The 22,221-nt window shown below is 63.0% G+C and carries 19 protein-coding genes; 18 read left to right on the forward strand and 1 reads right to left on the reverse strand.

Annotated elements, in window-relative coordinates; all coding sequences use genetic code 11:
* Window positions 1-79: 79 nt before the first annotated feature.
* From ribE to KUW18_RS08840, 8 genes are all read left to right on the forward strand, one after another.
* A complete protein-coding gene (gene ribE, locus KUW18_RS08805) occupies window positions 80-577 on the forward strand; it encodes a 6,7-dimethyl-8-ribityllumazine synthase (RefSeq protein ID WP_206941160.1) in 498 nt (165 codons plus the stop codon).
* Window positions 574-1,074 (forward strand): transcription antitermination factor NusB, encoded by a 501-nt coding sequence (gene nusB / locus KUW18_RS08810; RefSeq protein ID WP_206941158.1) that lies wholly within the window; start codon window positions 574-576, stop codon window positions 1,072-1,074. The genes ribE and nusB overlap by 4 nt, the downstream gene beginning before the upstream one ends.
* A gap of 12 nt (window positions 1,075-1,086) precedes the next feature.
* Window positions 1,087-2,046, forward strand: coding sequence for a thiamine-phosphate kinase (gene thiL, locus KUW18_RS08815; RefSeq protein WP_222484033.1), 960 nt, complete (start codon window positions 1,087-1,089; stop codon window positions 2,044-2,046).
* Window positions 2,043-2,516, forward strand: coding sequence for a phosphatidylglycerophosphatase A (locus KUW18_RS08820; RefSeq protein ID WP_206941153.1), 474 nt, complete (start codon window positions 2,043-2,045; stop codon window positions 2,514-2,516). Before thiL ends, KUW18_RS08820 begins: the two co-directional genes overlap by 4 nt.
* A gap of 48 nt (window positions 2,517-2,564) precedes the next feature.
* Window positions 2,565-3,821 carry a DUF945 family protein gene (locus KUW18_RS08825; protein ID WP_206941150.1) on the forward strand — a complete coding sequence of 419 codons (1,257 nt, stop codon included), beginning with the start codon at window positions 2,565-2,567 and terminating at the stop codon, window positions 3,819-3,821.
* Between the two features lie 141 nt (window positions 3,822-3,962).
* Window positions 3,963-6,410 carry an endopeptidase La gene (gene lon / locus KUW18_RS08830; RefSeq protein ID WP_206941148.1) on the forward strand — a complete coding sequence of 816 codons (2,448 nt, stop codon included), beginning with the start codon at window positions 3,963-3,965 and terminating at the stop codon, window positions 6,408-6,410.
* Window positions 6,411-6,682: 272 nt separating this feature from the next.
* Window positions 6,683-8,530 (forward strand): dihydroxy-acid dehydratase, encoded by a 1,848-nt coding sequence (gene ilvD, locus KUW18_RS08835; RefSeq protein WP_206941146.1) that lies wholly within the window; start codon window positions 6,683-6,685, stop codon window positions 8,528-8,530.
* Between the two features lie 248 nt (window positions 8,531-8,778).
* Entirely contained in the window at window positions 8,779-9,870 is a 1,092-nt protein-coding gene (locus tag KUW18_RS08840; protein ID WP_222561192.1) for an oxidoreductase, read from the forward strand.
* Between the two features lie 18 nt (window positions 9,871-9,888).
* Here the strand turns inward: KUW18_RS08840 and nudE are convergent, their stop codons facing one another.
* On the reverse strand, window positions 9,889-10,473 hold the full coding sequence (gene nudE, locus KUW18_RS08845) for an ADP compounds hydrolase NudE (RefSeq protein ID WP_222162793.1): 585 nt from the start codon (window positions 10,471-10,473) through the stop codon (window positions 9,889-9,891).
* A gap of 239 nt (window positions 10,474-10,712) precedes the next feature.
* Between nudE and yrfG the strand changes: the two genes are divergently transcribed.
* The 10 genes from yrfG to KUW18_RS08895 all read left to right on the forward strand — a co-directional run bounded on the left by yrfG (window position 10,713) and on the right by KUW18_RS08895 (window position 22,048).
* Window positions 10,713-11,387, forward strand: a complete 675-nt coding sequence (gene yrfG, locus KUW18_RS08850; RefSeq protein WP_222162794.1) for a GMP/IMP nucleotidase — start codon at window positions 10,713-10,715, stop codon at window positions 11,385-11,387.
* Window positions 11,380-11,766: an RNA-binding S4 domain-containing protein gene (locus KUW18_RS08855; protein WP_206941138.1), complete on the forward strand. Its 387-nt coding sequence runs from the start codon at window positions 11,380-11,382 to the stop codon at window positions 11,764-11,766. The genes yrfG and KUW18_RS08855 overlap by 8 nt, the downstream gene beginning before the upstream one ends.
* A 99-nt stretch (window positions 11,767-11,865) precedes the next feature.
* The gene (hslO, locus tag KUW18_RS08860) at window positions 11,866-12,741 is read left to right on the forward strand and encodes an Hsp33 family molecular chaperone HslO (RefSeq protein WP_222561193.1); all 876 of its coding nucleotides are present in this window, start codon (window positions 11,866-11,868) and stop codon (window positions 12,739-12,741) included.
* 316 nt (window positions 12,742-13,057) lie between these two features.
* Window positions 13,058-14,614, forward strand: a complete 1,557-nt coding sequence (locus KUW18_RS08865; protein WP_206941133.1) for a phosphoenolpyruvate carboxykinase — start codon at window positions 13,058-13,060, stop codon at window positions 14,612-14,614.
* A gap of 193 nt (window positions 14,615-14,807) precedes the next feature.
* Window positions 14,808-15,305 (forward strand): peptide-methionine (R)-S-oxide reductase MsrB, encoded by a 498-nt coding sequence (gene msrB / locus KUW18_RS08870; RefSeq protein ID WP_206941131.1) that lies wholly within the window; start codon window positions 14,808-14,810, stop codon window positions 15,303-15,305.
* Window positions 15,306-15,496: 191 nt separating this feature from the next.
* On the forward strand, window positions 15,497-17,863 hold the full coding sequence (locus tag KUW18_RS08875; RefSeq protein ID WP_222561194.1) for a Tex family protein: 2,367 nt from the start codon (window positions 15,497-15,499) through the stop codon (window positions 17,861-17,863).
* Between the two features lie 109 nt (window positions 17,864-17,972).
* Window positions 17,973-19,619, forward strand: coding sequence for a glutamate--cysteine ligase (gshA, locus tag KUW18_RS08880; protein WP_409995826.1), 1,647 nt, complete (start codon window positions 17,973-17,975; stop codon window positions 19,617-19,619).
* Window positions 19,616-20,140, forward strand: a complete 525-nt coding sequence (locus KUW18_RS08885) for a disulfide bond formation protein B (protein WP_222561196.1) — start codon at window positions 19,616-19,618, stop codon at window positions 20,138-20,140. The genes gshA and KUW18_RS08885 overlap by 4 nt, the downstream gene beginning before the upstream one ends.
* A gap of 176 nt (window positions 20,141-20,316) precedes the next feature.
* Complete coding sequence (gene rsd, locus KUW18_RS08890; protein ID WP_206941122.1) at window positions 20,317-20,799, forward strand: sigma D regulator; 483 nt, start codon at window positions 20,317-20,319, stop codon at window positions 20,797-20,799.
* 274 nt (window positions 20,800-21,073) lie between these two features.
* The gene (locus KUW18_RS08895; protein WP_206941120.1) at window positions 21,074-22,048 is read left to right on the forward strand and encodes a malate dehydrogenase; all 975 of its coding nucleotides are present in this window, start codon (window positions 21,074-21,076) and stop codon (window positions 22,046-22,048) included.
* Window positions 22,049-22,221 lie beyond the last annotated feature (173 nt).

Consider the following 22,221-nt stretch of genomic DNA (forward strand, 5'->3'; position numbering starts at 1 on the left):
TCACCTGGGGATTCGGCTATCCATTAGGGGATTATCCCCGACTGCCGGCCAGGTGCCGGCGAATTCAGGAAATTTCAAGATGCAACCTATCTCCCAAGTCGAAGGCAGCTTTGTCGAGGTTCAGGGCCGCTACGTGATCGTCGTGGGCCGCTTCAACCACCATGTGGTGGACTCTCTGGTGGAAGGCGCTGTGGACAGCCTGGTGCGCCATGGCGTGGACATGGAGATGATCGATATCGTTCATGTTCCTGGCGCCTGGGAACTGCCTCTGGCCGTCAAGCGGGTGTTGCAGGTGGCCAAGCCCGACGCGGTGATCGCCCTGGGCGCCGTCATCCGCGGTGGCACGCCTCACTTCGAGCACGTGGCCGGCGAGTGCAACTCGGCCCTGTCGCGTCTTCAGCTCGACTTTGACACGCCGGTGGCGAATGGCGTGCTGACCGTGAACTCCATCGAGCAGGCGATCGAGCGTGCCGGTACCAAGGCAGGCAACAAGGGAACCGAAGCGGCCATGGCCGCCATGGAAATGGTCTCCCTGTTGCGCCACTTTGGTGACGATGGCGAGGAGACCTCCGCATGAGCCGTGAACAGCGTGCGCCGACCAAGGCTCAGCAATCCCGTCGTGCCGCCCGCGAGCTGGCGGTGCAGGGACTCTACCAGTGGCAGATGACCGAGAAATCGATCAGCGCGGTGGAAGCCGAGTTCCGCAGCCAGGTGCCGGATGATGACCTGGAAACCCATGAGAACTGGCTCAAGGTGATGGAAATCGCCGACCTGGCGCTGTTCCATGAGCTGCTGCACAACGTCGCTCGCTATCGCAAGGAGCTCGACGCGGACATCGCTCCCTTGCTCGACCGTCGTCTCGAGGACATCGATCCGATCGAGCTGGCCATCTTGCGCCTCGGTGCCTACGAGCTGTCGCGGCGCCTCGAAGTGCCGTACCGTGCGGTCATCAACGAAGGGGTCGAGCTGGCCAAGTCGTTCGGTGCGACGGATGGGCACAAGTACATCAACAGCATTCTCGACAAGCTGGCGATCAAGCTGAGAAGTGCCGAGGTCAGTGCCCGTCGCCGCTGAAGGTCGCTGCTGATGTACGGAGAATTCGAACTCATCCAGCGCTGGCTGGCACCGGCGAGACGCGGGTCTGCTGACGCGTCCGGCGTAAGCCTGGGCGTCGGTGACGATGCCAGCCTGATGCAGCCCACCCCGGGCCATGAGCTGGTGGTCAGCGTCGACACGTCGGTCGAGGGGCAGCACTTTCCGCCAGGTGCGCCCGCCGCTGCGCTGGGGCATCGAGCCGTGGCTGTCAGTCTCAGTGATCTGGCGGCCATGGGCGCCAGACCACGCTGGTGTCTGATGGCATTGACCCTGCCTGACGCCAACGACGACTGGGTGGCAGAATTCGCTCGTGGCTTCCATGCTGTGTGCGATAGCGCCGGTATGGTGCTGGTCGGCGGAGATGTGACCCGCGGTCAGCGCGCCATCAGTGTCACCGTCATGGGCGAGGTGCCGACCGGGCAGGCACTGCGCCGTGATGGGGCCAAGGCCGGTGACGTGCTGGCGGTGACCGGAGCCCTCGGCGGAGGCGCCGGCGGTCTTGCCGCATGGCAAGGCGGAGCGCGAGATATGGAGCAGCCTCTGCTGAAGCGTTACCTGCTGCCCGAAGCGCGCTGGCAGGCCGGTGAAGTCCTGCGCGGGTTGGCGAATGCGGCCATCGACGTGTCCGATGGCTTGCTGGCTGACCTGGATCACGTGCTCAGCGCCTCAGGCGTCGGTGCTGTCCTGGACAGCGCGTCGCTGCCTCTGGCCGACGGTCTGGCCGCGAGGCTGGGCCAGGATGCCGCCATTGAGGCGGCGCTATGCGGCGGGGATGACTATGAGTTGCTGGTCTCCTTGCCCCCGTCACGGGTCGCCCAGGCGAAGGCTTCGCTGCTGGCTCTGGGCATCGAGCTGACGCCGATCGGTCATTTGACCGAGACGCCGGGCATACAGGGCGTGAAGATCCCATCCAGGGCTGGCTGGCAACATTTCCACGGAGGGACATCGTGAACAAAGCACCGGCTAGCGTCTGGCACCGGCCGACCCACTTTCTTGCCTTCGGGCTTGGCAGTGGGGCGGCGCCCTTTGCTCCAGGTACCTTCGGCACCCTGGCGGCCATTCCGTTCTACTGGCTATTGTCAGAACTGACCCTCGGTTGGTACCTGGTGATGATCGCCATCACCTTCGTGTGGGGCGTCTGGTTATGCGACAAGACCTCCCGCGATCTGGGTGTCCACGACCACTCCGGCATCGTCTGGGATGAGTTCGTCGGCTACTGGTTGACCATGGCGGCGGTGCCCTTCTCATGGGAGGCGGCACTGTGGGGCTTTGTTGTCTTCCGGGTCTTCGACGTCATCAAGCCCTGGCCGATTCGCTGGGCGGATCGGCGTGTTGCCGGCGGCTTTGGCATCATGGTCGATGACGTCTTGGCGGGGGTCTACTCCTGGTGCACCATGCACCTGTGGTTCTGGTTGCACTGAGCGAGCGGTGCGTCAGAGGAAGACGTTCGCTGGCTGAGAGGAAGGAACATGCGCAAGGAACGATGGATCGTACCCGTAGTGGTGGTGCTGGCGGTGGCCTGGGCCGTGGCTCAGTACCTCGCCAGCCTGCTGTTCGAGCGTGAGCTTGCGCGGGCGCTGGCCGACCTGGAAGCCAGGGGCGACCTGCGCATCTCGCGCAGCGATGTCCGGCAAGGCTGGCTGAGCTCATCCGGCGTACTGCATATCGCCCCCCTCATCGGCCACGCCTGGCACCTGTCGCTGCCCTACGATGCGCGCCACGGCGTCCTCGATACCAGTGTCATCGGTACCGTGGAGCTGCATGTCGGCGAGGCCGACGAGCGGCTGTTTGGCGATGCCATTCCCGCTGCCCCGCCGCGCTGGGAAGCCCACTATCGCACCCTGGGCGGTACCCTCCAGGGTGAGCTGGCGCTGGCGCCCTTCATTGTCAGCCAGTCGCCCCCTCGCAGCGGCCCCCGCTCGCTGCATTTCTCGGGTGCGCGGATCGCCTTCGATGGCATCTACGGTGACTGGCGAACCCGCATGACCGTTGATTCCGTACAGTTGCGTGATGGTGAGGCCCGACTCGAGGTCGGTCCGCTTCAGTATCAGAGCCGCTATGCCTACACCCCGGGGGCGCTTCACTTCAATCAGCAGGACAGTCTGACCATCGAGGCGCTGAGCCTGCGTCATCCGCAGGTCAATCTGGACGGCACCTCGATCGTGCTGCAGACCGACACCCAGTTGGATGACAGTGAACTCAGGCTGAAGAGCAATCTGACGCTTGGCGAAATTCGCTCCGGCAACGACATGCTGGTGGATGGCGAGCTGAGCATCGAGCTGTCCCGGATCAATGCCGACGCGCTGCGCTCTGTCGTTGAGCTGGCGCGACACAAGACGGCATTGGGCACGGTGTCGTTGGACGACGCCGCGGCGGATTCGGCCATGGATCGGGCGCTGGCTCAGCTGCTCAAGGACTCCCCGCGACTGGACCTGGTCGACGTCAACCTGGATAGCCCCATGCTCGGGCTGAGCCTGCATGGGGATGGCGTTGTCGTGTTTGATCCGCGTGAGCTGGATCAGTTGAGTCCCCTGGCGCTGGATGACCCCTCGATGCGCGCTAAGTTTCGGGAACGCCTGGACGGCGATTTCGAGTGGCGTGAACCTCCTGCCGTAGTGGCGCTGTGGCTGAGATTGCCGCTGGATACGTCGATGCTGGGCATCGATGTGGTCAAGGGCCAGCTGCGCATCAATGGACGCCCGCTGCCGCCGCTGCTGGGCCGCTGACACCAGATGATGGCTCCCAGCGTTGTCGCAACGGCACGCACTAACGCGCCTGGTTGTCACCCCACGCCTTGAACTTGGCGTCGATCGCCCACATTCCTGAGTAGCATATGGGCAAGGCCCCAACTTCAGGATGAGGTGACCATGAGCGATGATCGTGATTCCCGGTCTGATGAGCTGGACTGGATTCCCCTTGGCGGTGCTGCTGACGACGGTCAGAACGATGACGATGACAGTCAGTCCCAGCTTGAAAGCCATGCGGTGATTCCTGCCAGTGCGAGTCTGCCGGAGCGGTTGTACCTGCTGCCGATCCATAATCGTCCCTTCTTTCCGGCCCAGGTTCAGCCGTTGGTGATCAACCGCGAGCGCTGGTCCGAGACCATCGAGAGGGTGGCCAATACCCCCCACGACACCGTAGGCCTTGCGTTTGTCGGGGAAGCGGGCGTGGAAGAGCTGTCCTACGAAGACTTCCCTACCATCGGCACGGCGGTGAAAGCGCACAAGCTGCAGGGTGAGGATCAGCAGATCCAGTTCATCGCCCAGGGCGTCCGGCGCTTCAAGATCGAGCGCTGGCTGTCACGCAAGCCGCCATTTCTGGTCGAGGTGTCGTATCCCCGCGAGCCGGTGGATACCGAGGACGACGAAACCCGTGCCTACGCCATGGCATTGATCAATGGCATCAAGGAGCTGCTGCCGATCAATCCCCTCTACGGCGAAGAGCTCAAGCACTATCTCAATCGCTTCAGCCCCCACGAGCCTGGTCCGCTGACGGACTTTGCGGCGGCCATTACCTCGGCGCAGGGGGGGGAGCTGCAGGACGTGCTGGCGACGCTGCCAGTGGTTCCACGCATGCAAAAAGTGCTGCCGCTGTTGCGCAAGGAGATTGAAGTCGCGCAACTGCAGAGCGAGATCAGTGAGCAGGTTAACGCCCAGATGCAGGAGCGTCAGCGCGAGTTCTTCCTGCGTGAGCAGTTGAAGGTGATCCAGCGCGAGCTGGGCATCTCCAAGGACGATCGCGAGAACGATGTGGATACCTTCCGGGCTCGCCTGGAAGGGCGCGAGGTGCCGGAGCGGGTTCAAGAGCGTATCGATGACGAACTGGGCAAGCTGTCGGTGCTGGAAACCGGCTCCCCCGAGTACGGTACCACGCGCAACTATCTGGACTGGCTGACCGCCATGCCCTGGGGCCAGCAGAGCCAGGATCAGCTTGATCTGGCCCATGCCCGCAAGGTCCTCGACCGCGATCATGACGGTCTGACCGACGTGAAAGAGCGGATCGTGGAGTTTCTTGCCGAAGGTACGTTCAAGGGCGATGTCGGGGGCTCTATCGTGCTGCTGGTCGGCCCACCCGGGGTCGGCAAGACTTCTATCGGGCGCTCCATCGCCGAGGCACTCGGTCGCGAGTTCTACCGCTTCTCGGTCGGCGGGATGCGTGACGAGGCCGAGATCAAGGGCCATCGCCGGACCTACGTGGGGGCCATGCCGGGCAAGCTGGTACAGGCGCTCAAGGAGGTCGAGGTCGAGAACCCGGTGATCATGCTCGACGAGATCGACAAGATGGGTCAGTCGTTCCAGGGTGACCCTGCATCGGCACTGCTGGAGGTGCTGGACCCTGAGCAGAACGTCGACTTCCTCGATCACTATCTGGACGTGCGCCTCGACCTGTCCAAGGTGCTGTTCGTGTGTACCGCGAATACGCTGGATTCGATTCCGCCGGCGCTGCTGGACCGGATGGAGCAGATTCGGCTGTCTGGCTATATCGCTGAGGAAAAGCAGGCGATTGCCCGCCATCATCTGTGGCCCAAGCTGCTGAAGCGGGACAACATCCCGAAGAAGCGCATCAACCTGACAGCGGCGGCGCTGCGCCAGGTGGTCGAGGGCTATGCCCGTGAAGCGGGAGTACGCCAGCTGGAGAAGCAGCTTCACCGCATTGTGCGCAAGGCTGCGGTAAAGCTGCTCGAGAATGACCAGGAAACCGTCAAGGTATCGCTCAAGAACCTGGAGGAATTTCTCGGTGCGCCGCTGTTCCGTAAGGAAAAGGTGATGAAGGGGCAGGGCGTTGTGACGGGACTGGCCTGGACGTCCATGGGCGGCGCCACTCTATCCATCGAAGCGGGCAAGGTGCATGGGCTGGATCGCGGCTTCAAGCTGACCGGCCAGCTTGGGGACGTGATGAAGGAGTCCGCCAACATTGCCTACAGCTACGTGCAGGGGCACCTGAGCGAATACGGTGCGGATGCCGGATTCTTTGACGCCAGCTTCGTGCACATGCACGTGCCCGAGGGGGCGACCCCGAAGGATGGTCCCTCGGCTGGGGTGACCATGACTACCGCGCTGCTGTCGCTGGCCCGCCAGCAGCCGATTGACCGCAATCTGGCGATGACCGGTGAACTGACCCTGACGGGGCAGGTGCTACCGGTGGGGGGTATTCGGGAGAAGGTCATCGCCGCTCGACGCAGCGAGATCTTCGAAGTCATTCTGCCCGAGGCCAATCGGCGTGATTATGACGAGCTGCCCGACTATCTGAAGGAGGGCATGACCGTACACTTTGCCGGCCGCTATCAGGACGTGGCCAAGGTCGTGTTCGGTTAATGGACTGAGCGAGGACGCTGGGGCTCTGTCTGACAGGCCCCAGCGCCTTCGTAGCCAGCGCTTGTCCGGTGTCGAGGACGATCAACGGCACGTCAATCACTTTGCTGCTTCCAGCATGTCTACTCGCCCCCGGTGTCTTGCCGGGGGCGACGCGTTGTATCCGCGCAAGGCTTTCCAGTGCTGCCCCGGCGTGACAGAATCGATGGTCTGGACACGAGACACCGCCTGGCGGCCAAGGGCCCCACAGGTGGACAAAAAATGACGAGGATTCCATGCCAGAGTATCGCTCCCGAACCACTACCGCCGGTCGCAACATGGCCGGCGCCCGCGCCCTGTGGCGCGCCACCGGCATGAAGGATGACGACTTTCACAAGCCGATCATCGCTGTGGCCAATTCGTTCACCCAGTTCGTCCCGGGCCACGTGCACCTCAAGGACATGGGGCAGCTAGTCGCCCGCGAGATCGAGAAAGCCGGCGGCGTGGCCAAGGAATTCAACACCATCGCCGTGGATGATGGCATCGCCATGGGCCACGACGGCATGCTGTATTCACTGCCCAGCCGTGACCTGATCGCAGACAGTGTCGAGTATATGGTCAATGCCCACTGCGCCGATGCGCTGGTGTGCATCTCCAACTGCGACAAGATCACCCCGGGAATGCTGATGGCCGCCATGCGCCTCAACATCCCGGTGATCTTTGTTTCCGGCGGTCCGATGGAAGCCGGCAAGACCAAGCTGCTGGATCACGGTCTCGACCTGGTCGATGCCATGGTCATGGCCGCCGACGACTCGGTGGACGAAGAAACCCTGAACGAGGTCGAGCGCAGCGCCTGCCCCACCTGTGGCAGCTGCTCCGGCATGTTCACCGCCAACTCCATGAACTGCCTGACAGAAGCGCTGGGTCTTGCGCTGCCCGGCAACGGTACGGTGCTGGCAACCCACGCGGATCGCCGTCGTCTGTTCGAGACCGCCGGCGAGCGCATCGTGGAATTGGCCAAGCGCTATTACGAAGGTGACGAGGCGCACCTGCTGCCCCGTGCCATCGGCTCCAAGGCGGCGTTCAAGAATGCCATGACCCTGGACATCGCCATGGGCGGCTCGACCAACACCATTCTGCACCTGCTGGCCGCGGCCCAGGAAGCAGGCGTCGACTTCAACATGCCGGATATCGATCGTCTGAGCCGTGAAGTGCCCCAGTTGTGCAAGGTGGCGCCCAACACCCAGAAGTACCACATCGAAGACGTCCATCGTGCCGGCGGTATCATGGCGATTCTCGGCGAGCTTGACCGGGCTGGCGTGCTCGATACGTCCGTGCCCACCGTGTATGGCGACAGCCTGCTCGAGGCACTGGACGAGTGGGACATCATGCGCAATCCCTCGGCGGAAGTGGTCAACTTCTTCAAGGCCGGGCCCGGCGGCATCCCGACCCAGACGGCATTCTCCCAGAGCGCGCGCTGGCCGAGTCTCGATGGCGACCGCGCTACCGGCTGTATTCGTGACTACGCCCATGCCTTCTCCAAGGAAGGCGGTCTGGCCGTGCTGCACGGAAACATCGCCGAAAGCGGCTGTGTGGTGAAGACTGCCGGTGTCGACGACAGCATTCTGGTCTTTGAAGGGCCGGCCCACGTCGTGGAGTCCCAGGACCAGGCGGTCGAGCACATCCTTGGCGGTGAAGTGAAGGAAGGCGACGTCGTGGTCATCCGCTACGAAGGACCCAAGGGCGGTCCCGGCATGCAGGAAATGCTGTACCCGACCTCGTACCTGAAGTCCAAGGGGCTGGGCAAGGCCTGTGCCTTGCTGACGGACGGCCGCTTCTCAGGTGGCACTTCGGGACTGTCGATCGGCCACGTATCGCCTGAAGCGGCGGCGGGTGGCGCGATCGGTCTGGTTGAAAATGGCGATTTGATCCGCATCGACATTCCCAGCCGTACCATCAACGTGCTGCTGGATGATGCGGAGCTTGCCGCCCGCCGCCAGCGTCAGGATGAGCGTGGCAAGGAGGCCTGGACGCCTCGTATCACGCGACTGCGCAAGGTGACACCGGCACTCAAGGCCTACGCGCTGCTGGCGACGTCGGCCGACAAGGGCGCGGTTCGCGACCTCGAGAAGCTGGACGCCTGATCCAGGCCGCTGGCAAGTATTCGAGGTGATCGAAGGCCGGCTGATGCCGGCCTTCAACGTTACTGAGCCTTCTACCCCAGTGGGCTGCCTTGGAGGGCGGCGACCGGCGTCATGCGTTCGCCCGGGGGCTAGCGTGAGTGCTGGAACTCGATTAATTCCGAGGATTTGGTCATGCTGGGAGCAATAGATATCGACGGATCAATAAAGCCCTCGACAAGACGGGCGCAACGCGGGCACAGGGGCCGAACATGAAGACACAGACGCTTAACGTGGGGCTGGTGGGGTACGGGATGGCGTCACGGACGTTCCATGCGCCCTTGATCCAGGCTGCGCCTGGACTTGAGTTGACGGCGGTGGTGAGCTCCGATGCGTCCAAGGTGTTGAACGACCTGCCGGATGTCACGGTGTATGGCAAGCTCAGCGAGTTGCTCGATGTGCGCCACGTGGACCTGGTGGTCATTGCGACGCCCAATGAACAGCATTACGCCATGGCCAAGGCGGCGCTGGCGGCTGGCAAGCACGTGGTAGTGGACAAGCCCGTGACCGTTTCAGCTTCTGAAGCGCGTCAGCTGCGGGCCCAGGCCGACCGGTCGGAACTTCTGCTCAGTGTTTTTCACAATCGTCGCTGGGACTGTGACTTTCTGACGGTGCGTCAGTTGCTGGAGGAAGGACGGCTTGGGAGGGTGACGTCGTTCACGTCCCGCTTTGATCGCTATCGCCCGGCGGTGTCCAACCGCTGGCGCGATCATCACAAGCCGGGAGGCGGCATCTGGTACGACCTTGGCCCCCACCTGCTGGACCAGGCCAGGGAGCTGTTCGGAATGCCTCGTGCGATCCTGCTGGAGCTGGCGACGGCGCGAGAGGGAGCAGAGGTCGATGATGACTTTCTTGCGCTGCTCGAGTACGACCGCTTGAGGGTGACGCTGCAGGCCAGCTCCCTGGTGGCCGAGGCGAGCCCGCGCTTCGTGGTGCACGGCACCGAGGGCAGCTATTCGGTCTACGGTCTGGATCCTCAGGAGGGCTGGCTGAAGCAGGGGATGGCGCCAAGCGACAACTGGGGTGTCGACGACTCTCCGGGTCAGCTGACGCTGAACCGCGGCAGCGCCGAGGAGCCTGAGTTGATCAGCGAATCCTGTCCGTCGGTGCCCGGCAACTATCCTGCTTTCTACGCCGGCATTGCTCAGACCCTGCTGCATGGCGACCCGCCCCCCGTCACCGGAGAGCAGGCGGTGGATGTCATGACGCTGCTTGAGGCGGGGCTCGACAGCTATCGTCAAGGGCGCTGGGTACGTCTGAAAGAGGGCAACAGCAACTTGAGGCGTCTGCACGCCAGGCGCTGAGGTTGCCTCCAGCAGCGTTCACCAGAGCCGGTTGTCAGGCTGATCGCCGCGCAGCCGGTCCCGTGCAATGTAGAGTGCGGCGATGGCACGCGCCTCATGGAAGTCTTCCCGGGCCAGCAGGGCGGGAAGACTGTCCAGGGCATGGGTTTCGACGATCAGCGGCTCCGGTTCGTCTCCCTCGAGGCGCTGGGGGTAGAGGTCGCTGGCCAGCATGACCTGGATGCGCTGTCGCATGTAGTTGGGTGACAGTGACAGTTCGATCAGCGGTTCGATGCGTCTCGCGCCGACGCCGCACTCCTCCATCAGCTCCCGATTGGCCGCGGTGACGATGTCCTCACCTGGATCGACGACGCCCTTGGGCAGGGTCAGCACGTAGTCCTCGAACCCTGCGGCGTACTCGCGAATCAGCAGGACATGTTCAGGGTCGGGCATGGCCACGATCATCACCGCGCCTATCCCCTGTCCATTACCCAACAGTCGTTCGAAGCGTCGTTCGGCGCCATTGGAAAAGCGCAGGTCGAGCTCCTCCACGCGAAACAGGCGGCTTTCGGCGACGGTCTTGCGCGACAGAATGTGGGGTTTCTCCCGGGTACGGTCTTCCATGGCTTCTCCTGGCGTCAATGGGAAGGCGGGGGCTCTCGTGCTGGCCGAGTCGATCGTCCTGGCCTTGGCCACAGGGTCCGGCCTTGGCCACAGGGTCCGGCCTTGGCCGGAGCGCATGCGAGCCCGAATGCCTTTGAGGTACACTAACACGTTACGCTGACGGTCTTCCGGGAAGCCTTTTGCCTGGCGGTATCGGCCGGGTCACGGCAACCGGGCGGCACACGAGCTGGAGAGACGTAATGATCGATTGGGACACCATCGATACCGTATTGCTGGATATGGACGGCACCCTGCTGGACCTGCATTTCGACAGCCATTTCTGGCTCGAGCACCTGCCGCGTCGTTATGTGGAACTGCACAAGCTGGACGAAGCGACTCAGGACGTCGTGCGCGAGCGCATTATCCGCGAGCAGGGCACGCTCAACTGGTACAGCCTGTCTTACTGGAGTCGCGAGCTTGACGTGGATATCGTCGCGCTCAAGCGAGAGGTTCAGCATCTCATTGGCCTGCGTGGCGATGCGCTGGATTTTCTTGGCTGGCTCAAGAGTGCCCACCCGCGGGTGGTGCTGGCCACCAATGCAGACCGCGAGAGTCTGGCGCTCAAGCTGCCGCTGACTGGCCTCGACGAGTATCTTGATGCCATCGTGTCGTCTGCCGATATTGGTGAACCCAAGGAAGAGCAAGCCTTCTGGCATGCGCTGAACGAGATCGAACCCTTCGACCGTCAACGCACGCTGTTCATCGACGACAACGCTCACGTGTTGGAAAGTGCACGTGAGTACGGCATCCGTCATCTGCTGGGGATTCGTCAGCCGGACAGCCGCCGGCCCGAGAAGACGCTCAAGGATTTCGTGGCGCTTGGTCGTTTTGCCGAGATCATGCCTGAGGTCCCGGGAGGCGTTTCTCGTGGATAGCGTTCGACTCGACAAATGGCTGTGGGCGGCACGCTTCTTTAAGACCCGCGCGCTGGCCAAGAAGGCCATCGAGGGCGGCAAGGTGGAAGTCGATGGGGCCAAGGCCAAGACCAGCAAGCTGGTGAGCCCCGGGATGCGCATTCGTGCGCCCCAGGGCTGGGATGTCTGGGAGGTCGAGGTGGTTCAGGTCAGTGAGCAGCGTCGTGGTGCACCCGAGGCAAGGCTGTTGTATCAGGAGACCGAGCAGAGCCGTGAGCGCAGAGAGCGCGAGGCCGAGCAGCGCCGTCAGGCCAACGAGGTCTTTCAGCATCCCCACAAGCGGCCGGACAAACGCGCCCGCAGAGACATCAAGCGCTTTCAGCGTGAAGGCGGGTCCTGAGCCTGCCCCGTGGAGCGTCAGCTCGAAATGTCCGAACGCACGGTCCATCCTTCTTTTTCTAAGCGCGTCCTGTGAGGCGCGCCTACCGAGACGCTTTACATGATTGATCAGATTCAGCGATTCATCATCGATAACACCAATGTGCGCGGCGAGGTGACTCGCCTGGAACAGGCTTACGCCGATGTACTGGCACGGCACGAGTATCCCGCTGCCATCAATCGTCAGCTCGGCGAGCTGCTGGCCGCGGTCGCGCTGTTGACCGACACCGTCAAGCTCGACGGCACCATGACCATCGAAGTGCGTGGCAGCGGTGACGTTTCCCTGCTCATGGCCGAGTCCAACCCCGGCGGTGAGCTTCGGGCCATCGCTCGCCTGGCAGAGGGGGCGGCCCTGCCTGGAGACCAGGAAGGCTTTCGTTCGCTGGTAGGCGACGGCCAGATCGTGATCACCCTGGACCCTCGTGAGGGACGCCGCTATCAGGGCATCGTTGGCATTGAGCACGCCAGCCTGGCGGGATGCCTGGAAGCCTACTTCACCCAGTCGGAGCAGCTGCCTACCCGTCTGTGGCTGGCAGCGGACGGGGTCAACGCCAGCGGTATGCTGCTGCAGCGGTTGCCCGATGAATCATTGAATCAGGATGATGACGCCTGGGATCGCGCCTGCCATCTGGGCGAGACGCTCAAGGACGAGGAACTGCTGTCCCTGGAGGCATCGACGCTGCTGACACGGCTGTTCCATGAGGAATCTCTGCGCGTCTTCGACGCCAAGGCGTTGCGCTTCGGCTGTACCTGCTCAAGGGCACGTATTGCCGGGGGGCTGCTGTCCCTCGGGGAAGACGAGTTGCGACACGTCGTCGCGGAGCAGGGCGACATCGAGACCCAATGTCACTTCTGTCACACCCGCTACGTGTTCACTGCTGCCGATGTGGAGTCGCTGCTGGAGAACCCCGACGCGGATACTGCCACGGTGCACTGAGGCTGTGGCCTTGGGGGGCGGCACCGGGCACGGCTGCTCGTAGCGGAACAGGGCGTGTAGTCAAATGACAGGAAATGCCCGAAAAGCTTCATGATGTTGTAGTTAAACTACAATAACGTCTTGAAAAATGGGCATTTCCTGCGCTGAAGTTTTTTGTCATAATCGCCGCCGATCCTGCCCGTGTCGTTGCTCGGACGATGCCACGTCATCGCAGAAGACGGTTTAACCGCGTAGCCGACGCGCCGGATCCAACGCATCGCTCCTCTGACCAGGCGGTGCCAGTCCACGAGAGAGAAGCCGAAGGCCCAGGAATCCTATGACCACCACCCAGCAGTCTCCCGTCGTTCACGTCAACCTCAGTACTGCCGAGCTCATCGAGCGCGCGGTGGCCAATGGCGAGGGCCGTCTGGCCTCCCACGGAGCCCTCGTGGTCAAGACCGGCGAACGCACTGGTCGCTCGCCCAAGGACCGCTTTATCGTCGATGAGCCGTCCACTAGCGCCAAGATCGACTGGGGCAACGTCAACCGTCCCTTCGACGCCGAGCGCTTCGATGCCCTGTGGACGCGAGTGGAAGGCTATCTGGGTGAGCAGGACAGCTACGTCAGCGAGCTGCACGTGGGCAGCGACCCGACTCACTACCTGCCGGTGCGGGTGACCACGGAAACGGCATGGCACAACCTGTTCGGCCGTACCATGTTCGTGCGTCCCGAGGCCTATAACCCTTCGCGCAAGGACGAGTGGGCCATTCTCAACGCACCGCACTTTGTGTGTGACCCAAGCCGTGACGGCACCAACTCCGACGGCTGCGTGATCATCAACTTCGCCAAGCGCCGGGTGTTGATCGCCGGCATGCGTTACGCCGGTGAAATGAAGAAGGCCATGTTCTCGGTGCAGAACTTCCTGCTGCCCGAGCTCGACGTGCTGCCGATGCACTGCAGCGCCAACGTTGGTGAGGACGGTGAGACCACGTTGTTCTTCGGTCTGTCCGGCACCGGCAAGACCACCCTGTCGGCGGATCCGGGGCGTTTCCTGATCGGTGACGACGAGCATGGTTGGGGCGTAGGTACCGTGTTCAACTTTGAAGGCGGGTGCTACGCCAAGTGCATCGACCTGTCCGAGAAGAATGAGCCGGTCATCTGGAATGCCATCAAGTTCGGCACCGTGCTGGAAAACGTGGTGCTCAACGACCGTCGTGAGCCCAACTACGCCGACGACAGCCTGACCCAGAATTCCCGGGCGGCGTATCCGCTGGAGCACGTGGAAAAGCGTGTGGCGGAAAACCGTGCCGGCGAGCCAAGCGCCATCGTCTTCCTGACCTGCGACATGAGCGGCGTCCTGCCGCCGGTATCCGTGCTGTCCAAGGAAGCTGCTGCCTATCACTTCCTGTCCGGCTATACCGCCAAGGTAGGGTCGACCGAAATGGGTTCTTCCAGCGGCCTTGAGGCGACGTTCTCCACCTGCTTCGGTGCGCCGTTCTTCCCGCGCCCTGCGCGCGAGTATGCCGACCTGCTGATCAAGCGCGTCGAAGAGAAGGATGCCCAGGTCTACCTGGTCAACACCGGCTGGACCGGTGGTGCCTATGGTGAAGGCGGTTCGCGCTTCTCCATTCCCACGACACGCGCCATCATCCACGCCATTCAATCCGGCGTACTGCGCGACGTCGAAACTCGCCAGATCGACGGCCTCAACCTGTCTGTACCCACGGCGGTGCCCGGCGTCGAGTCGCGTCTGCTGGATCCCCGTCAGACCTGGGAAGACCTCGCGGCCTACGACCGCAAGCGCGATGAGCTGGCGGCCAAGTTTGTCGAGAACTTCAAGAAGTTCGACGGCGTCAGCGACGCCATCGTCAAGGCCGGGCCGAGCTTGGTCTAGACGCTGCACCGGCGCAGCCAGCGGGAACCTTGCCAGAGAGGAACCTTGGGTAAGCGGCGCGGTCGAGAGAGGAGAAGGCGAAGGCCTTCTCCTTTTTTTGTGAGTCGATAATGACAACGGCATGACCGTGCGGCTGTAAGGTCGAGTGATATCGGTGCGACTGAGCAGCGACCCTGACGCAGGAGACAGCACAATGAAACGACGCAACTTCTTGGCGCTTATCGGGCTTGGTGGCCTGGCCAGTATGGTGCCAGCCGTGGCTAACGCTCGCCCTGAGCTGGATTTGACGCGTAGCCCGGATATCGAGCCGCTGGAGCTGAGCGAGGACGAATGGCGCGAGCGCCTGACACCTGCACAATTCGACGTGATGCGCGAGGAGGGCACTGAACCTGCAGGCTCAAGCCCTCTGGACAACGAGAAGCGTGAGGGAGAGTTCCGCTGTGCCGGCTGCGACCTGCTGCTGTTCACCAGTGCGATGAAGTATGACTCCGGTACCGGCTGGCCAAGCTTCTTTGACCATGTGCCAGGGCATTTGCTGACCAGCGCGGACTACAAGATTCTCTGGCCGCGCACCGAATATCACTGTGCCCGTTGTGGTAGTCACCATGGTCACGTCTTTGAGGACGGCCCGGATCCTACCGGTCTGCGCTGGTGCAACAATGGCGTCGCGCTGAAGTTCGTGCCCGCCTGACCTCCCATCGAGGCGACTGGGCGCATGCCAGGGAGGCTGCCGGGGTGTACCGGATAGCCATTGGCGGCATGCCCCGGCGCCCGTTTCATCAGGGTTTCTGTCCTTGATCCTCGGCAGTGGGTAGCGGCGGCGTCGACAGTCGCTTTGTGATACCTTGGCGGGATCATTGACGTCGTATTGCCAAGGATTTCATGGACGCTAACGCCAAGATCATTGCCCGCCTGGCCGAAGAGCTCGCGGTCAAGGCATCTCAGATCTCTGCTACCGTCGAGCTGCTGGATGGCGGCGCGACGGTGCCTTTCATCGCACGTTACCGCAAGGAAGTCACCGGCGGACTGGACGATACTCAGCTGCGCACGCTGGAAGAACGGCTAGGTTACCTGCGTGAGCTCGAGGAGCGCCGGGAAGCGGTGCTCGCCGCCATCGACGAGCAGGGCAAGCTGACCGACGAGCTGGCCGCCAGCATTCGCTCGGCCGACACCAAGCAGCGCCTGGAAGATTTGTACCTTCCCTATCGCAAGAAGCGTCGGACCAAGGCCCAGATTGCCCGTGAGGCTGGCCTTGAGCCACTGGCTGACGCCCTGCTGGCGGATCCTACCCTGGACCCCGAGCACGAGGCTCAGGCCTATCTGCGTCCGGCGGAAGGCGAGACGCCCGCCATCGAGGATGCCAAGGCAGCCCTGGATGGCGCCAAGCAGATCCTGATGGAGCGCTTTGCCGAGGACCCGGAACTGGTGGGTCGCCTGCGTGAGCGCCTGTGGAGCGAAGGCGAGCTGTCCAGCAGGGTGATTGCCGGCAAGGAGCAGGAAGGCGCGAAGTTCTCCGATTACTTCGAGCATGATGAAGCCCTGGCCAAGGTGCCTTCTCACCGGGCCCTGGCCATGTTCCGCGGCCGCAACGAGGGCGTGCTGGCGCTGTCCTTGCGCCTGCCAGGAGAGGACGAGGCACCGGTGCATCCGGCGCAGGTGGCCATCGCCAAGCATGTCAGCATCACCGATGAGGGCCGCAAGGCGGATCGCTGGCTTGCCGAAGTCGTGCGCTGGACGTGGCGAGTAAAGTTGTATACCCACCTCGAGACAGAGCTGATGGGGCGCCTGCGCGAACGTGCCGAAGGCGAGGCCATCGATGTCTTTGCCGCCAACCTGAAGGACCTGCTGCTGGCCGCGCCGGCGGGGCCCAAGGCGACCCTGGCCATCGATCCGGGCCTGCGTACCGGCTGCAAGGTGGCGGTGGTCGATGCGACGGGGCAGTTCCTCGAGCAGGCCACCATCTTCCCTCACGCACCGCGCAATCAGTGGGACGCCTCTCTGGCTGAACTGGCGAAGCTGGTCAAGAAGCACGATGTGGCGTTGATCGCGGTAGGCAATGGCACCGCCAGCCGGGAGACCGACCGCCTGGCCGGCGATCTGCTGAAGGCGATGAAGGATCCTGGCCTGTCCAAGGTGATGGTGTCCGAGGCCGGGGCTTCGGTCTATTCCGCGTCGGAATACGCCGCCAGAGAGCTGCCGGATCTCGATGTGACCATTCGTGGTGCGGTGTCGATTGCCCGTCGTCTGCAGGATCCGCTGGCGGAACTGGTCAAGATTGAACCGAAATCCATCGGTGTCGGCCAGTACCAGCATGACGTGTCCCAGGTGCAGCTGTCCCGCAGTCTGGAAGCGGTTATCGAAGACTGCGTCAACGCGGTCGGGGTGGACCTCAATACCGCGTCGTCGGCGCTGCTGTCACGGGTGGCGGGCCTCAATCCGGGGCTGGCCGAGAACATCGTGCTGCAGCGAAATGCCAAGGGTGTCTTCCGCGATCGTCGCGACCTGCTGGAGGTGTCCCGGCTTGGGCCCAAGACCTTCGAGCAGTGTGCCGGCTTTCTGCGCATCATGAACGGCAGCAATCCGCTGGATGCAAGCGCAGTGCACCCGGAAGCCTATCCGCTGGTTGAACGCATTGCCGCTGGCAGTGGTCGAGAGGTGGCTGGACTGATCGGTGACAGCGCGACGCTGAAGTCGTTGAAACCCGCCGACTACGCCGATGAGCGCTTCGGTGTGCCCACCGTCAGCGACATCATCTCGGAACTCGACAAGCCGGGTCGCGACCCGCGTCCGGAGTTTCGTGCGGCGCAGTTCCGTGAAGGCGTCGAAACGCTGAAGGATCTGGAGCCAGGCATGGTGCTGGAAGGCACCGTGACCAACGTCACCCACTTCGGGGCCTTTGTCGACATCGGCGTCCATCAGGACGGCCTTGTGCACATTTCGGCACTGTCCGACCGCTTCGTCGAAGATCCCCGCAGCGTGGTCAAGGCCGGGGATATCGTCAAGGTCAAGGTGATGAACGTCGACCTGCCGCGCGCTCGCATTGGACTGTCGATGCGCCTGGATGACACCCCGGACGCCGAGGCAGGCGACTCCAGGCAGGCACCTCGTCGTCGCGAAGGCGGTGGCAAGAGCCACCCTGGACAGGGGCGCCGCCAGCGGGGCAACGGTGGCGGCAAGGAGGACGCTTCCGCTGCGCCGATGGGCGCACTGGGGGCCGCCTTGCTCAAGGCCAAGCAGGGGCGTTCTTGAATCCTGTCGACGGATCGCCATAATCTGGCGACCACAAGGGCGGGCGCAGTAGCGCCCGCTGCCGTCGCCGCCACACGAAGCAGGCCCCCGGGCCCTTCCATGACACGGGGTGTTCACCTTGTCCACTCAGCTTTCCTCGCTCCTCGAACGACTGCGCGGCCCCGCGGCTGCGCGACGCTTCGGCCGTCTGCGCCGAGGCATCGAAAAAGAGGGGCTAAGGGTCGATGACCGCGGTCGTATCGCGGCGACCTTCCACCCACGGGCGCTGGGTTCGAAACTGACCCATCCGCATATCACCACGGATTACTCCGAATCGCTGCTGGAGTACATCACGCCGGTCTATAGCCGTCCGGATGAGGCCCTGGAATTTCTGGCCGACCTCCATCGCTATACCTATCGCCAGCTCGATGGGGAGTGGATCTGGCCTGCCAGCATGCCGTCCCGGCTGGAGGGCAATGACAGCGTGCCGATCGCTGACTACGGCACGTCCAATGTCGGCACCATGAAGCACGTCTACCGGCGTGGCCTGGACGCCCGCTATGGACGCATCATGCAGTCGATCGCCGGGATTCACTACAATGTGTCCCTGCCGGATGACCTGTGGACTCTGCTCAAGACGCTGGACGAGCAGGAAGCCATGTCGATGGGCGAGTACCGTTCGGCGCGCTATTTCGGTCTGATTCGTAATTTCCGCCGCCATAGCTGGTTGCTGCTGTACCTGTTTGGGGCCTCGCCGGCGCTCGATACCAGTTTCCTGCCCGATGGCAGCGTGCCGAAAGGTCTAGAGCGACTGGGTGAGAATACCCTGGTATCGCGCTATGCCACCAGCCTGCGGATGTCGGATCTGGGCTATCAGAACAAGGTCCAGGATCAGCTGAAGATCTGCTTCAACTCGCTGTCGAACTACGTCAACACGCTGCGCCACGCGATCTCCACCGCCTGGCCAGACTACGCCGCCCTTGGTGTTCGTGACGGGGAACGCTGGAACCAGCTGAACGCCAATATCCTGCAGATCGAAAACGAGTATTACAGCGATATTCGACCCAAGCGGGTGACGCGCCACGACGAAACCCCGAGTCAGGCGCTCGAGGCCAGGGGCGTCGAGTACATCGAGGTGCGCTGCCTGGATATCGATCCCTTCGCGACCCTGGGAATCGATGCGCAACAGACGCGCTTCCTCGATACCTTCCTGGTCTGGTGCCTGGTGTCGGACAGCCCGTGGATTTCGGATGAGGAGTGCGATCACCTGGATGACAATCGTCGTCTGGTGGTGGAGCAGGGGCGCAAGCCGGGACTTGAACTCAATGACCGAGGGCAGGTCCGAGAAATGGCCGAGTGGAGCCATGGGATCATCGCCGACATGCGTGAGGTCGCCAGGCTGCTCGACCAGCTGGAGGAGGGCAGTCCTCACCTGGACGCCGTCGATGCCTTTGCACCGCGCATTGACGACCCTTCGCTGACGCCGTCGGCGCGCCTGCTGGCCCGTCTGGAAGAGACCGGCGAGGAGTTCGTCGATGCCATGCTGGCGATCGCTCGAGAGCAGGCCGAGACGCTGGCGAGCACACCGCTCAATCGCTCGCGCCAGGGAATGCTGGACGAGCTGGTCGAGACCTCGCATCAACAGCAGCGTGACATCGAGGCGGACGACAGCACGGCCTTTGCCGATTTTCTGGAAGATTACTTTGCACGGGCTCGAGAAACCCGTGCCCTGACCCCGATGGACATGACGCCACCGACTGGAGAACGTCTTAAATGAGCGAATGGAGTCTGCGGCAGTGGAGCCTTGTGGGGCTGGGTTTCTGCGTGTTGATGATGGCGGTAGCGCTGGTGCTGGAGCACGTGGTGGGGCTCGAGCCGTGTCCGCTGTGTGTGTTCCAGCGAGTGGCGGTCATCGCGGCGGGGGTCGTGTTTGCCATTGCTGCGATGCATGGGCCCGAGGGGCGTCTTGCTGGGGCTGTCTACAGCATCGTGGCGGCCATCGCGGTACTTGCGGGGGCGGGGCTGGCCATGCGCCATCTGTGGCTGCAATCGTTGCCTGCTGACCAGGTGCCCAGCTGTGGGCCTGGCCTCGATTACATGGTGGATATCCTGCCGCTTTCCCAGGTGGTGTCCATGGTCCTGACCGGTTCTGGTGAGTGCGCTGAAGTGGGTGGGCGGCTGCTGGGCTTGTCGCTGCCCGGGTGGACGCTGATCGGCTTTGTCGTATTGCTGGTGGTGCCGATTGCCATGCTGACGACCCTTCGCAGAAGCTCTACCGGCTATCGCTGGAACGGTTGACAGCGCTCGTCGCCCGGTCCCCTTGCGGACAAGTTGAGCGGTGCTGTTGTGCCGAGCAGGGGGAATCGGCAACGGCCAATCAGGTACTTGGCATGCATGCGTTGACAGGGCGGTCTTCTGGAGTGAGTCTGTTGATCCGCGCATTTTCGTGGTGAGGCAGCGCTAGGGAGGCCGCCATGTTGGAAGATTGCAAGTCTGCCAGCGAACGCTGGGGAGGAGTCCATCAGCTGATCGATCGCTGGCTTGAGCAGCGCGAGCATCTGCTGGAGGTGCTAAGCGAGCTCGAACAGTCCTGTGATGCAGATCTCGAGACCATCACCAAGGAGCGTATCGACAGTTTCAGCGAGACGTTGATGGACTACATCAGCGCGGGGCATTTCGAGGTCTATCCGCAGTTGCGGGAAGAGGCCCGTGCCTTCGATGACACCGCTGCCCTCAATCTCGCGGATCGTCTGCTGGAACGGCTCGAAATGTCCACCGAACTGGTGCTGTCGTTTGACGAGGATTACTCTACCCCGGTGCGCTGTCAGCGGTTCCTGCCGCGCCTGCCGGCCTGGCTCGAGCGCCTGAAGAAGGGCCTGTCCGAGCGCTTTGGCCTGGAAGATCAGTTGATATCGCGCCTGCACGACGCTCACGCGCCTGCCGAGGGTGTTTCCTGACCCCATGAAGCGTGGCCATGGCGTGGCCGCCGGTCACGCCCCGCTGCCATTGGCGGCGTCATGCTGCCGGTCAAGTCGGGGTGTTTGTGGTCCATTCGTACCGGGTCGATTGAGTTTTGTGCACTGCAGGCATAAGATTTTCCGCGTCCTGAACGCCGCCTGGGCAGTCAGGGCATCTATCGCAGTGACCGTCAGCAGCCTTTGCCGCCGGTGACGGCCGAGGATGTCCCTGCCGATCCCGGGCCTTCCACGGCGACAATCCCAAGGAGCCAAAATGAAAGACCCCGTCCGTATTGCCATCACCGGCGCCGCCGGTCAGATCAGCTACTCTCTCGCTTTCCGTATTGCCGCCGGCGACATGCTCGGCCCGGATCAGCCGGTCATCCTGCAGCTGCTCGAGATCACCCCGGCCATGGAAGCGCTGAATGGCGTCGTGATGGAGCTCAATGACTGTGCCTTCCCGCTGGTTCAGGACATCGTTGCCACCGACGATGCCAACGTGGCCTTCAAGGACGCTGATTTTGCTCTGCTGGTCGGCGCTCGTCCGCGCGGACCGGGCATGGAGCGCAAGGATCTGCTCGAAGCCAACGCGGCCATCTTCTCGGCCCAGGGCAAGGCCATCAATGACAGCGCCAGCCGTGACATCCGCGTGCTGGTGGTGGGCAACCCGGCCAACACCAACGCACTGATCGCATCCTGCAACGCACCGGACCTCGATCCGGGTCAGTTCACCGCGATGATGCGTCTTGATCACAACCGTGCCAAGACCCAGCTGGCCCAGAAAGCGGGCAAGCACGTCACCGACGTCGACAGCATGATCGTGTGGGGCAACCACAGCGCCACTCAGTATCCCGACCTGTCCCACTGCAAGGTGGACGGCAAGCCGGCATTCGATCTGGTCGAGCGTGACTGGTACGAGAACGACTTCATTCCCACCGTACAGCAGCGCGGTGCGGCCATCATCAAGGCCCGTGGCGCGTCTTCTGCTGCCTCTGCAGCTTCTGCCGCCATCGACCACATGCGCGACTGGGCGCTGGGCAGCGACGGCATCGTCAGCATGGGTATCCCCGCTGACGGCAGCTACGGCGTCGAGCCGGGCATCATGTATTCCTACCCGGTGGTGTGCAAGGACGGCAAGTACGAGATCGTCCAGGGTCTGGAAGTCGACGAGTTCAGCCGTGGCAAGATGAAGGCTACCGAAGACGAGCTGCGCGAAGAGCGCGCTGCTGTCGAGCACCTGCTGGGCTGATCAGCCCCAGGCGGTGCCCGTCAGCCATGCACTGTCTTGGATGCACTGTCTGATACGCAAAAGCCCCATCGCATCGCGATGGGGCTTTTTTTTGCCTGAAGGGCGTGCCTGTCGGCGGAAACCAGAGCGGCAGGGGGCGGAGACAGGGCCCTTCAGACAGGGCTTCTGAGACA

It is taken from the genome of Halomonas sp. DP5Y7-2 (assembly GCF_019802025.1).
GTDB lineage: Bacteria > Pseudomonadota > Gammaproteobacteria > Pseudomonadales > Halomonadaceae > Halomonas > Halomonas litopenaei_A.